This is a genomic window from Streptomyces sp. NPDC006458 (assembly GCF_040612135.1).
In the GTDB taxonomy this organism is placed as follows: Bacteria; Actinomycetota; Actinomycetes; order Streptomycetales; family Streptomycetaceae; genus Streptomyces.
Window position 1 is genome coordinate 158,809 of sequence record NZ_JBEXPR010000017.1, and the last position, 11,246, is coordinate 170,054.

Genomic DNA, 11,246 nt, shown 5'->3' on the forward strand with positions numbered 1-11,246 from the left:
GCGGGCGGGCGGCCGGGCCGCGACGCAAAGATGGTGGAACCACGCCCGGGCATCCTGGGAAACCGCCGTAACGGTAGTGGATCACGACGGATTCCGTCGCCTCTCCGCCGGATTTCGTCGACTGCTCAGGGCTGCCGTCCGGTTCGGCCGGGGGACAGATGGCGGGAAATCGCCGTGGAGCAGTGGGAAATAGGCCAGCGACGGCCGTTCCCGCGGGGAGCGCGACCGCTCGGGGCGCGCGGAAAGGCAGTGGGGCGGCGATGGGGGCACCTCCCTGCGCGAGCGGAGCCGGGAGCCCGGGGGAGCGGCGACTCCCACGGCGGGCGCTGCGGTTCGGGCTGCTGGGACCGCCGGTGCTGTACGACGGCGGCGGCGAACGTGCGTCCGGCGGGCCGGCCCGCGGCACCGTACGCAGCGTGCGCAGCGGCAAGGTCCGGTCGCTGCTGGCCGCGCTGCTGCTGGAGCCCGGCCGCGTGGTGCCGGTCGACTCCCTCAAGGACGCGCTGTGGGGCAGCGCGCCACCCGCGTCCGCGCACGCCTCGCTGCACAACCACGTCACCCGGCTGCGCCGTCTCCTCGACGACCCCGAGCGGCTGCGCGCCGTGCCGCCCGGCTATCTGCTGCGTGTCGAGCGGGGGGAGCTGGACGTCGACGTCTTCGACGCGCACGTCGCCGCGGCCCGCGCAGCGCACGCCACCGGGGACTGGGAGCGGACCGTGCGCGAGTGCGCCGCGGCCCTCGCGCTGTGGCGCGGTGCGCCGCTCGGCGGACTGTCCGCCGAGCTCGGCGGATACGCCTTCGTGCAGCGTCTGGCCGAGGCGCGCCTGCTGCTGCTCGAATGGCGCTACGACGCCGAGCTGGCCGTCCCCGGCGGCCGGCCCGACACCCTCGTACCCGAACTCGCGGCCCTCGCCGCCGAGCATCCGCTGCGCGAGACCTACCACCGCCAGCTGATGCTCGCCCTGAACGCCACCGGCCGCCAGGCCGAGGCCCTCGCCGTCCACCGCGACCTGCGCGCCCGCCTCGTCGAGGACCTCGGCATCGAACCGGGCCCCGCGATGCGTGAGGCGCATCTGGAGGTGCTGCGGGGAGGGGGCGGGGAGTCGTCCGACGCCGCCATCGGCACCTCGGCACGAAGCACCCCGCCGGCCGCCGCCGCCGACCAAGGCACCGACCCCGCCCAGGACACCGAACCCGGCCCCGTCGCCCAGGACGCCGACTCCTGCGGGGAAACCGCCCGCACCCAGGCCGCTTCCCCGTCCCACCGCCCCGCCCCGAGCCGCCCCGCCGCCCCCCGGCCCGCCCAACTCCCCCCGCCCCCGGCCCACTTCACCGGCCGTATCCGTATCCGCGACGATCTCCTCGGCACCCTGGCCCGCCCCTCGGCCGTGGCCGTCGTCAGCGGGATGGCCGGGGTCGGCAAGAGCGCGCTCGCCCTGCACGTGGCACACGGGCTGCGGGACCGCTTCCCGGACGGGCAGCTGTACGTGAACCTGCACGGCGCCACCCCGGGCATGACCCCGCTCACCCCCGGCCAGGCCCTCGCCGCGCTGCTGCGCGACCTCGGCACCGAACCCCGCCGCATCCCCGAACACCCCGACGCCGCAGCGGCGTTGCTGCGCTCCCTGCTCGCCCCCGCCCGCACCCTGATGGTGCTGGACGACGCCGCTAACGCCGCGCAGGTACGGCCGCTGCTGCCGGCCGGTCCCGGCTGCGCGGTGATCGTCACCAGCCGCTCACCGCTGACCGCGCTGGACGGGGCGGTCCGCTTCCCGCTCACGCCGCTCAGCGACGTGGACAGCGCCGCCCTGCTGCGGGCGGTCTCCGGCCGCGACGGACTCGACCCCGGCCATCCGCTGGTCGGCCTCACGGGCCGGCTCCCGCTCGCCCTGCGCGTCGTCGCCGCCCGGCTGGCCGCCCGCAGGGCGCTCACCCCGGAGGTGCTCGCCGGTCAACTGGCCGCCACGGAAGGACGTCTGCACCATCTGGAGTACGACGACCTGAGCGTGCGCCGCTCCCTGGCCGTCGCGCACGAGGCGCTCGCCGCCTCCGACCGCGAGGCCGACCGGGACGCGGCCGCCGCCCTCGGCCGGATCGGCGCGCTCGACCTGCCCGCGTACGGTGTTCCGCTGCTCGCCCGGCTCCTCGGCACCGACGAGCGACGCGCCGAGGCCGCGCTCGACCGGCTGGTCGACGTGGCGCTGCTGGAGGAGACGGCGTACGGGCGCTACGCCCCGCACGACCTCGTCCGCGACTTCGCCCGCGAACTCGCCCACGCCGGGCCCGACGGCGAGGCAGCCGGCCGTGGGCCGGACCGCGACACCGCCGTCCGGCCGGACGACGAGACCGCCGCAGCAGCCCTGCGCTGGTACGCGGCCGTCGCCGAACGCATCCTCACCACCATCCTCGAACCCGGTCTCGACCTGGACGACCGCCGCCGGCCGACCGCCGCGCAGCCGCCGGAGCACGCCGCCGACGTCACCGCCGTACCGCCGTTCGGCAGCCCGGAGGAGGCCTTCGCCTGGGCCGACGGGGAACTGGCGAACATCGTGGCCCTGGCGGAGCGGTACGCCGAGGCCGGGCGGGCCACGGACGCCCGCCTCTCCACGCTGCTGCGCCTGCTCTTCCCCTGCCTGCACCGCAGCGGCCGGGTCGCCGAGATGGAGGTGCTCGGGCGGGTCGCGCTCACGGTGGCGCGGCGGCTCGGGGACGCAGCGGCCGAGGCGTACGCGCTGGGCGACCTCGCCGGACTGCACTTCCTCACCGGCCGCCAGACGGAGGCGCTCGCCCTCAACGACCGGGCGTTGGAGATCTGGCGGCGGCTCGACGCGGTCACCCGCATCCGCCGCTGCCTCAACAACCGCGGACTGCTGCTCGAAGGGCTGGGCCGGCACGCCGAGTCGGGCGACGCGCTGCGCCAGAGCCTCGCGTGCTCACGGAAGTTGAACGACCCGCAGGGCGAGGCCGTGACCTACAGCCACCTCGGCAACCTCTACGAGCACACCGACCCGCGCGCCGCCATCGAGCAGCACCGCCGTTCGCTCGCGATCGGGGTCGAGATCGGCGCGGTGATCGTGCAGCACTCCGCGCACTGCAACATCGGCTACGCCCATCTCACCCTCGGCGAACCGGACGCGGCCGTACCGCACTTCGAGGAGAGCCTGCGCATCCTGGGCGGCCACGGCGACTGGCACGGCGAGTCCCAGACCCGGCTGGGCCTGGTGCGTGCCCTGCGCCTGCTCGGGCGTACGGGCCGGGCCGGCCGTGAGTGCGCCGAGCTGATCGGCCGGGCCGACGCCCGCGCCGACGGCTACACCCGCGCCCTCGCCCGCCACCAGCAAGGGCTCCTGCTGCGCGAGCACGGCCGTACGGAGGAGGCCCACAGAGAGTGGCGGGCCGCGCTGGCCGCGCTGGACGGCACCGACGAGAAGGTGATCGTGGCGGAACTGCGGGAAATGCTGGGCGCGGAGGGCTGACCGCTGCCGCTTCGGGGATGCCCTTCCTGCTTGGCCTACTTGGCATCCGCATAGCACTCCACCACCGCCGTGGTGAACGGAAACCGCACCGGCGTCTCTCCGAAAGTCAGCCGTCCCGCCAGCTCCGCCGCCTCGCGGATGGCCCGCACGACGGTGTCGGCCTCCTCGGCCGGGCAGTGCACGATCACCTCGTCGTGCTGGAAGAAGACCAGCTCTGCGGAGAGGTCCGCGCAGGCGCGGCGCAGCGCGGCGAGCAGCAGCAGAGCCCAGTCGGCGGCGCTGCCCTGGACGACGAAGTTGCGGGCGAAGCGGCCGCGGGCGCGGGCGTTGGTGGAGGCGTAGCCCGGCACCCACTCCTGCCCGGAGGTCTCCTCGGACCCCTCGTCCTGGGGGAGCCCGGCCTCCTCGGCGGAGTCGGCCGTGCCCGCAGCGGGTGGGCAGGTCCGCCCGAGCCAGGTCCGCACCAGCCGGCCCTCCTCACCCGCGCGGGCCGCGTCGTCGACATAGGCGACGGCCTTGGGGAAGCGGCGGCGCAGCGCGGCGAGGTTCTTCAGGCCGTCTCCGGATGTCTGGCCGTACACCGCGCCCAGGACGGCGAGTTTGGCCTGCGCGCGGTCGCCGGAGAAGGCGCGGTCGGACACGGACTGGTAGAGGTCGCTCTCGCGGCCCGCCACCTCCATCAGCCCGGGGTCGCGGGAGATCGCGGCGAGCACGCGCGGTTCCATCTGGTCGGCGTCGGCGACGACGAGCCGCCAGCCGGGGTCGGCGACGGCGGCCCGCCGGATGACCCGGGGGATCTGCAGCGCGCCCCCGCCGTTGGTCACCCAGCGCCCGGTCACGGTGCCCCCGGCGACGAACTCCGGCCGGAACCTGCCCTCGCGCACCCAGTCCTGGAGCCAGGACCAGCCGTGGGCGACCCAGATGCGGTACAGCTTCTTGTACTCCAGCAGCGGCTTCACCGCGGGATGGTCCACGTTCTCGAGCTCCCAGCGGCGGGTCGAGGTGACCTTGATCCCTGCCTGGCCGAAGGCCTTGATCACATCGGCGGGCAGATCGGGCCGGACCCGGCGGCCGAATGCGGTGGAGATCTCGTCGGCCAGCTCGGCCAGGCGGCGCGGCTCGCCCCCGCCCGCGTACCGCTCGCCGAGCAGTTCGTGCAGCACGCTCCGGTGGACCTTCGTGCTCCACGGCAGTCCCGCCGCGTTCATCTCGGCGGCCACCAGCAGGCCCGCCGACTCGGCGGCGGTCAGCAGGCGCATGCGGTCCGGGTGCGCGGTCGCGTCGTGGCGGCGCTGCTGATCGGCGTACACCTCGATCAGGTCCCGCAGGGATACGTGCACTCCCTGCGGCTCGAACAGCGGGGACTGCGCGCCCGGTTCGGCCGCACGCTGCCGAGGGTCGGGTGGGACGGGGCCGCCGCGCAGCCGGGCGAGGGCCGCGGCCGCCGAGCGCGGTTCGCCGTACCGTCCCTCGTGGCCGAGCAGCAGGGTCTCGGCGTCCTCGATGTCGTAGCACCGCTCCACCCGCACCCCCGTGGCGAGCAGGCGCGGATAGACCTCGGCGGTGGAGCGCCACACCCAGCGCGCGACCTCGGGCCGCCCGCGCACGGCCTGGGCGAGATCGGGCTCCCAGGTCACCGGCCCCGCGGGCAGCCCGTCCGGACCGAGGGCGGCGACCTCCACGCCACCGTCCTCGGCCGGAGCGAGCGCCCAGCGGTCGGCCATGTCCCCGAGTCTGACACCGAGGTCTGACAACGGCCCCGACCAGCGGCTTCCCCGCTCAGTCCGTGTCCGGCTCCGCGGCCTCGGACTGCTTGGCGACCAGCAGCGCGAGCGCCTGCGACACCCACTGCTCGACCGCCGCCTTGGTGATCCCCAGCCCGTTCAGCAGCCCCTCGCCGTTCTCGAACTCCAGCAGGGCCAGCAGGACGTGCTCGGTCCCGATGTGGTTGTGGCCGAGGCGCAGGGCCTCGCGGAAGGTGAGCTCCAGGACCTTCTTGGCGTCGGGCCCGTAGGGCACCAGCTCGGGCGCGTCCTCGACGGCCGGCGGCAGCGCGGCGTGGGCCGCCTGGCGGACGGTGTCGAGCAGCACGCCCTGGGCGGTGATGGCCTTCGCGGCGAGGCCGTCCGGCTCGGCGAGCAGACCGAGGACCAGATGCTCGGGCCGCCCCTCGGCGTTGCGTGCGGCGACGGCCTCGTTGTGCGCGGCCATGACCGTGTTCCGCGCGCGCGGGGTGTAGCGGCTGAAGCCCTGGCTGGGGTCGAGGTCGGCCGACTCCTTGGGCACGAACCGCTTCTGGGCGGCCTGCCGGGTGACGCCCATGCTCTTGCCGATGTCGGTCCAGGAGGCCCCCGAGCGCCGGGCCTGGTCCACGAAGTGGCCGATCAGGTGGTCGGCCACGTCGCCCAGGTGCTCACCGGCGAGCACGGCGTCCTGGAGCTGGTCGAGCGGTTCCGGGTGGACCGTCTTGATGGCCGCGATGAGGTCGTCGAGGCGTACGGAGGACGTGATGGCGGAGTTCGTCGTCATGTGTCAACCGTAGGTTGCACCCCAGGCGGCGTCAACCGATGGTTGACACTTCGGTCGGGCTCCGGCCGGGACGTTCTCGCGCGAGGTCCCCGCGCCCCGGGTGAGACCATCGACCGGTGAGCACCCCGACCACCGTCGAACGCGCCTTCGAGGCCGCGCTGTACGGCGACACGCCCGGACACGCCCTCGACACCGCCGCCTCCCTGCTCGCCGCCGACCCCGCGGCGGACACCGAACTGGCCCGGCGCGGGCGGGAGTTCGTGGAGACGGCCTGGCGTCGCGGCTGGCAGCCCGCCGATGTCGTACGGATGGTGCGGCGCGAACTGGACGACGTCCATGTAGGGCTCCTGGTCGCGCTGGTCCGCGCGCAGGTGCCGGACGACGGCCCGCGCGGGCCGCGCTGGAACGCCCAGCTCGCCGAGCTGCCCGCGGACCCGCCGCAGCGGACGGACCGCTTCACGCACGCCACGTCCGTCCTGGAGCTGTACCGCCTCCTGTTGCGGCTGCCGTCGCTGGAGCCCCTGGACCGCCCCGGGGCCGGCCGCCCCGGCAGCGCGCCGCGCGGTGAGTCCAAGATGCTCACCCGGATCCGCGCACTCCTCGCGAAGGCCGAGGCGACCGGCTATCCGGAGGAGGCGGAGGCGCTCAGCGCCAAGGCGCAGGAGCTGATGGCCCGGCACAGTGTGGACGAGGCGCTGCTGGCCGCGCGGGCGCCGGACCCGGACGCGCCCGCGGCCTGCCGGATCGGTGTCGAACCGCCGTACGAGCAGGCGAAGGCGGTCCTGCTGGACGCCGTGGCGACGGCCAACCACTGCCGGGCCGTGTGGAACGAGCCCCTCGGATTCTCCACGGTCGTCGGCTTCGAGGCCGACCTGGAGGCGGTCGAACTCCTCTACGCCTCACTGCTGGTGCAGGCGACCGCGGCCATGACCCGGGCGGAGGCCGGCCAGCGGGCCGGCGGCCGCAAGCGGACCAAGACCTTCCGGCAGTCGTTCCTGGCCGCGTACGCGCATCGCGTCGGCACGCGTCTCGCGGCCGCCGCGGAGACCCAGGTGACCGACGACCTGCTGCCGGTCCTGGCCTCCCGCGAGGTCGCGGTCACCGCCGCCACCGACCACCTCTTCCCGCAGACGACCACGAGCCGGCTGCGCGGGGTCAGCGACGAGGCGGGCTGGACGGAGGGCTCCCGGGCCGCCGACCACGCGGAGGTCCACTCGCGCCGCCGCCTCGGCTGAGCGTCTGGAGCCCGGCCCGCCGCCGCCCGGGGTAGCGGCTTGGGGCCGGTACCGCCGCCGCCCGGGGGTGGGGGCTTGGGGCCGGTCCCGCCGTCGCCCCGGGTGAGGGCTTGGGGTCCAGTCCCGCCGCCCCGGATGGGGTTCAGGCCCGGTCCTGCCGCCTCGGGCAGTCCCCGACCTGCTGGAACTGGTCCCCCGCCTGCTGGAACTAGTCCCCGGCCTGCTGGAACGCCGTGAACGACGCCTCCGGAGCGTCCGCCGTCCCGGCCACCGGCCCGTACGACCAGGGGAAGTCCTGACTCTCGGACGCCCCCGGAAGGGTGACCCGCAGGGTGCTCACGTCCAGGGAACCGGCCCCCGCCGCGCCCCTGACGTAGGTCAGGGTGACGGACGTGGAGGCGCCCTCCGCGAGGGTGAGCGTGGTGGCCTTCGCGGCCTGGTCCGGTGCGACGGCCGCTGCGGCGTCGGCCGTCCGCAGTTCGATCTCGGGGAAGCCCTTCAGGGTGCACTCGGGGCCGTTGTTGGTGACTGTGACGGGCAGGTTCCCGCTGTCCCCGGCGGCGGGCGCGGCGTTCGCCGGCCCGGCTTCGACGTCCACGTCCCCGATCGCGCAGGCGCCACCGGCCCGCGTCTTGGAGTCCGAGTCGTCCGAGCCCCCACCGCCACAGGCGGTCAGCGCGAGACTCGCGGCAAGGGCGGCGACGGTGATGCGAACGGCACGCATGGGCTGGTCCTCGGGGCTCGGGTGGATGCCCAAGGATCATGCCGTACGCGACGGCCCGCCGCTCGCCCGGCCCGGCGGTCAGGGACAGCCGGTGGTCGGCGAGAGCCGCTCACCCGGCCCGGGTGTCAGGGACAGCGGTTGGTCGGCGAGAGCCGCTCACCCGGCCCGGCGGTCAGCGAGAGCCGGTGGTCACCCCAGCCCCGCCGTCGGCAGTCCGGACGGCAGCTTCCCGCCCTCGGCACGCTGGTACGTCTCCTGCCCGAGCCGGCCCTCCCAGGTGACCTTCAGGGTCGTGTCGTCGACGGAGTCGACGGTGCCGAGGGCCCGGTCGTCGCCGCCGACGGTGCACGTCAGCCGGATCGACCCGGCGCTCGCGCTGCCGCTGCACACTGCGCCCTTGGACCCGAACAGCGCCGCCTCCCCGCCCGTGACGACCAGGGCGACCGCGCTGCCCTCGGAGGTGGTGAGCCAGCTGCCCTCCAGCGTGCCGGGCGGTGACGACGTACGGCCGCCGTCCGGGGTCCCGTCGGCCGAGGGCGTGGCGCTGACACTGGCGCCGGGCGAGCGGTCGTCACCGGAGCCGTCGTCGGTGCAGCCGCTCAGGACGAGCACGCCCGTCAGCCCCGCGGCCGCCGCCGCGCCCCGCAACCGCCTGCGCGCCACGCGCGCGTACGTCGCCGAATGCACTGCGAGCCCCCTGGTGTGCCGGAATGGCGTGCCGGTCGAAACGCTCGGACGCTACCAGCCCGTAACCGCCCCGGAGACTGTGAGATCCGGCACCCCTGGCAGGACGACTCACCCGCTCCGGACGGGAAACCCGACACCGCGTACCCCCGAACGCCGTTCACGGGGAAACGCGAACACAGGAGGAAGCGCTATACGGAAGACCAGGATCCGGACAATCAGGAGGCCGGGATTCCCCTCCCGCCCGGCCCGAGGGTGGAACAGGATCGCCCTTCGGAGCGTCCATACCTGATGCGCGGAGGAACGGATCCGGACGGTCGGCGCGTCAGAGCCCGGCCCGGCAGAACCGCACGACACGACGGACGACAGGGAAGATCATGAACAGGGGCAGGCGGTCGCGTGTCGGGCGATCTCCGCGGTAGCCGTCGGCAGCCCGCCCACCAGGGCGTATGCGCGGCTGTAACCGCAGGACCACCCCGCGTGCACGTGCATCTGCCCATGCATCTGCACATGAACAACGTTATGATCCGGCACAGTTGACCAATGCATCAATGGCCACACCAGCCAGTGCACACCGGGGAGCGACCTGTGGACCACGACGTGTACAACGGCATGGCAGCGACGAAGCTGCGGGACGCGGCCTGGCAGAAGAGCCGCCACAGCAACTCGCAGGGTTCATGCGTGGAGTTCGCCCGCCTCCCGGGCGGCCGCGTAGCCGTGCGCAACTCGAACTTTCCCGACGGTCCGGCGCTGGTCTACACGCGCGCCGAGATCGAGGCGATGCTCCTGGGCATCAAGGACGGGGAGTTCGACCATCTGATAGCGGGCTGACCGTGTTGGCGCGAGCCAACGGCGGCCGGGCGAACGGGTACGGTGTGACGCGCGTAGAGCCTGCGCGACGAGACGTGCCGCGTTCCGTCACCCGTCCGGCTGGAGTCGGAACAGCGCCCAGACGACCTTCCCGCTGAGCGTGCCGGCCAGCGGATGCCATCCCCAGCTGTCACTGAACGAGTCCACCAGGAACAGTCCCCGCCCTGACTCCGCCGAGAAGTCTTCGGAATCGCGCGCGACGGGACTGTCGTTGCTGGGATCGCGCACCGCGCACATCAACCGCTCGGTCCAGCGCATCAGATGCAGTCGTACGCCCGGCTCCTGCTGCGGTACCCGCGCCCCTGCTGCACCGCCCTCCGGCAGCGCGTGCCGCAGCGCGTTGGTCACCAGCTCGGACACCACCAGCCCGACGTCGTCGAATCGCTCGTCGAGATTCCACTGCTCAAGGGTTCCGCGCGTGAACTGCCGTGCTTCGCGGACGGCTTCGTAACGAGCGGGGAGGGCGCAGGAGGCGGCGCTGGACACGGCCGCGGGATTCAGCGGCGGAAGGCCCTGCCGTAACGGCTTGAGCATGGTCGATCCATTCGTCCCCATGCGAGGCACTCCCGGGAATTCGCGGTCGTTGCGATGCAGCGGTGGCGCGGCTCCATGGTTTCGGATGCGTAGAGCAGATGCAAGGGCAGATGCACGTGCACGTGACCGAATTGGTCGCTCCCGTACCGCTTCTTAGCCATTTTTTCTGCCATCTTCGACCTCCCGGCCGGTCGACCGTCGCACTGCTTCGCTGTTGAATCTTTGGCTACTTTTCCGTCTCTGTAATCGGACGAGTACTGCTTGGAGTGTTTTAGTGGCAGACTGCGGGCCCTGAAGACGGTTGGGGAGGCTGGCGAACGTGAGCGCGGGAGAGCCAGGATCGGTGGTGCGGCGCATGCTGCTCGGCTCGCAACTCAGGCGACTGCGCGAGGCGCGCGGGATCACCCGCGAGGCGGCTGGGTACTCCATCCGCGCCTCCGAGTCGAAGATCAGCCGGATGGAGCTGGGCCGGGTGAGCTTCAAGACGAGAGACGTCGAGGACCTGCTGACGCTGTACGGCGTGACCGACGAGACGGAGCGCAACGCGCTGATCTCCCTCGCCCGGGAGGCCAATGTGGCGGGCTGGTGGCACAGTTACTCGGACGTGCTGCCCAACTGGTTCCCCACGTATGTCGGACTGGAGGGCGCGGCCTCCATGATCCGGGCGTACGAGGTCCAGTTCGTGCACGGCCTGCTCCAGACCGAGGGCTACGCCCGCGCGGTCGTGCAGCGCGGCATGAAGGGCGCGAGCGAGGCCGACGTCGAGCGGCGCGTGGCACTGCGCCTGGAGCGGCAGAAGCACCTCGTCGACGAGAACGCCCCCGACTTCCACATCGTCCTGGACGAGGCGTCCCTGCGCCGCCCCTACGGCGACCGCGCGGTGATGCGCGGCCAGCTCCAGCATCTGATCGACATCTCGGAGCGGCCCAACGTCCGCCTGCAGATCATGCCGTTCGGCTTCGGCGGGCACTCCGGCGAGAGCGGCGCGTTCACCATCCTCAGCTTCCCCGAGTCCGACCTGTCGGACGTCGTCTACCTGGAGCAGCTGACCAGCGCGCTGTACCTCGACAAGGCCGAGGACGTCACCCAGTACGAGGCCGCGCTGAAGGAGCTCCAGAACGACAGTCCGGGCCCCGACGAGAGCCGGGATCTCCTCCGAGGTCTCCTTCAACTGTCTTGAAACGCAAGTACGAT

General features: G+C 73.4%; 9 protein-coding genes. 4 read left to right on the forward strand and 5 right to left on the reverse strand.

All coding sequences use genetic code 11. The features are described 5' to 3' along the window. Positions 1-260 precede the first annotated feature (260 nt). Entirely contained in the window at positions 261-3,476 is a 3,216-nt protein-coding gene (locus tag ABZZ79_RS23635; protein WP_356691685.1) for a BTAD domain-containing putative transcriptional regulator, read from the forward strand. A 35-nt stretch (positions 3,477-3,511) separates the two neighbouring features. On the opposite strand, the gene ABZZ79_RS23640 is transcribed toward ABZZ79_RS23635, so the two are convergent. Beyond that, the gene (locus ABZZ79_RS23640) at positions 3,512-5,200 is read right to left on the reverse strand and encodes a bifunctional 3'-5' exonuclease/DNA polymerase (RefSeq protein WP_356691687.1); all 1,689 of its coding nucleotides are present in this window, start codon (positions 5,198-5,200) and stop codon (positions 3,512-3,514) included. A 55-nt stretch (positions 5,201-5,255) separates the two neighbouring features. After that, positions 5,256-6,005: a Clp protease N-terminal domain-containing protein gene (locus tag ABZZ79_RS23645; RefSeq protein WP_356691689.1), complete on the reverse strand. Its 750-nt coding sequence runs from the start codon at positions 6,003-6,005 to the stop codon at positions 5,256-5,258. Positions 6,006-6,121: 116 nt separating this feature from the next. Between ABZZ79_RS23645 and ABZZ79_RS23650 the strand changes: the two genes are divergently transcribed. Further along, the gene (locus ABZZ79_RS23650) at positions 6,122-7,240 is read left to right on the forward strand and encodes a DUF2786 domain-containing protein (protein ID WP_356691691.1); all 1,119 of its coding nucleotides are present in this window, start codon (positions 6,122-6,124) and stop codon (positions 7,238-7,240) included. Between the two features lie 208 nt (positions 7,241-7,448). Here the strand turns inward: ABZZ79_RS23650 and ABZZ79_RS23655 are convergent, their stop codons facing one another. Together ABZZ79_RS23655 and ABZZ79_RS23660 are read right to left on the reverse strand one after the other, a co-directional pair. Next, positions 7,449-7,964: a DUF4232 domain-containing protein gene (locus ABZZ79_RS23655; protein WP_356691693.1), complete on the reverse strand. Its 516-nt coding sequence runs from the start codon at positions 7,962-7,964 to the stop codon at positions 7,449-7,451. A gap of 189 nt (positions 7,965-8,153) precedes the next feature. Beyond that, the gene (locus tag ABZZ79_RS23660; protein ID WP_356691695.1) at positions 8,154-8,651 is read right to left on the reverse strand and encodes a hypothetical protein; all 498 of its coding nucleotides are present in this window, start codon (positions 8,649-8,651) and stop codon (positions 8,154-8,156) included. Between the two features lie 540 nt (positions 8,652-9,191). On the opposite strand from ABZZ79_RS23660, the gene ABZZ79_RS23665 reads away from it, so the two are divergent. Further along, positions 9,192-9,479: a DUF397 domain-containing protein gene (locus ABZZ79_RS23665; protein WP_356691697.1), complete on the forward strand. Its 288-nt coding sequence runs from the start codon at positions 9,192-9,194 to the stop codon at positions 9,477-9,479. Positions 9,480-9,566: 87 nt separating this feature from the next. On the opposite strand, the gene ABZZ79_RS23670 is transcribed toward ABZZ79_RS23665, so the two are convergent. Beyond that, positions 9,567-10,073, reverse strand: coding sequence for an ATP-binding protein (locus tag ABZZ79_RS23670; protein WP_356691699.1), 507 nt, complete (start codon positions 10,071-10,073; stop codon positions 9,567-9,569). 334 nt (positions 10,074-10,407) lie between these two features. On the opposite strand from ABZZ79_RS23670, the gene ABZZ79_RS23675 reads away from it, so the two are divergent. Next, on the forward strand, positions 10,408-11,232 hold the full coding sequence (locus ABZZ79_RS23675) for a helix-turn-helix transcriptional regulator (protein WP_356691783.1): 825 nt from the start codon (positions 10,408-10,410) through the stop codon (positions 11,230-11,232). The last annotated feature ends 14 nt before the right edge of the window (positions 11,233-11,246 follow it).

What these genes read in the sequence shown, in the direction of transcription:
- ABZZ79_RS23670 (WP_356691699.1), bottom strand. Translation starts at nt 10,073, where the DNA reads ATGGGGACGAATGGATCGACCATGCTCAAGCCGTTACGGCAGGGCCTT.
- ABZZ79_RS23640 (WP_356691687.1), bottom strand. Translation starts at nt 5,200, where the DNA reads ATGGCCGACCGCTGGGCGCTCGCTCCGGCCGAGGACGGTGGCGTGGAG.
- ABZZ79_RS23645 (WP_356691689.1), bottom strand. Translation starts at nt 6,005, where the DNA reads ATGACGACGAACTCCGCCATCACGTCCTCCGTACGCCTCGACGACCTC.
- ABZZ79_RS23665 (WP_356691697.1), top strand. Translation starts at nt 9,192, where the DNA reads ATGCATCAATGGCCACACCAGCCAGTGCACACCGGGGAGCGACCTGTG.
- ABZZ79_RS23655 (WP_356691693.1), bottom strand. Translation starts at nt 7,964, where the DNA reads ATGCGTGCCGTTCGCATCACCGTCGCCGCCCTTGCCGCGAGTCTCGCG.
- ABZZ79_RS23635 (WP_356691685.1), top strand. Translation starts at nt 261, where the DNA reads ATGGGGGCACCTCCCTGCGCGAGCGGAGCCGGGAGCCCGGGGGAGCGG.
- ABZZ79_RS23675 (WP_356691783.1), top strand. Translation starts at nt 10,408, where the DNA reads ATGCTGCTCGGCTCGCAACTCAGGCGACTGCGCGAGGCGCGCGGGATC.